We start from the raw sequence: 544 nt of genomic DNA, 5'->3' as shown, positions 1-544 counted from the left end.
ATCATCAGCTCTTAAAATCTCACCACTAAATGGAAATAATAAAGCTGCTAAGACAAAAGAAAATAGAGGAAAAAATCTTTTTTTGGATTTAGAAGAATTTTTATTTTGAAAGTTTTGAGAAGGTGTGGCTTCTTCATCTTGTTTTAAAATCTCTTTGAGTTTTACAATATCAATCGCAGAAAAATCAAAATTTAATGCGTTGGATTCAGAAGTGTTTTTATTTTGAAAGGGAGTGTCTAAATCTCTAGGATTGGAATCTTTAAGAGAAGAGCTATTTAGGGAGTGATTATTTTGCCCCCCCCCCCACAATATGAGGTGTCTTATTGATAGAAGTCTGATTGATTTTTTTGAGATTGACTTTGTTTGACATAAATATCCTTTTGAAATTAATTGCAAAATTCACAATGCGCTACTAAAATTAAAACATATTTTTATTAAATTATTCATTAATTATTTTTTTATAACTCCTAGTTTATACAATTGAATTGACATTTTTTTGAGATTTTAATGGTTAATTTGGTTGAAATGATTTACTAAGATAATT

1 protein-coding gene is annotated in these 544 nt (G+C 27.2%); it reads right to left on the bottom strand.

Annotated features, from left to right (window positions below; translation table 11 throughout):
* The coding region (locus tag BKH41_RS09535) for a hypothetical protein (protein WP_143428738.1) at positions 1-309 on the bottom strand (309 nt) is incomplete at its 3' end.
* Positions 310-544: the final 235 nt, after the last annotated feature.

This window comes from Helicobacter sp. 12S02232-10 (assembly GCF_002272895.1).
GTDB lineage: Bacteria > Campylobacterota > Campylobacteria > Campylobacterales > Helicobacteraceae > Helicobacter_J.
This window is presented reverse-complemented; position numbering and strand designations above follow the sequence as displayed.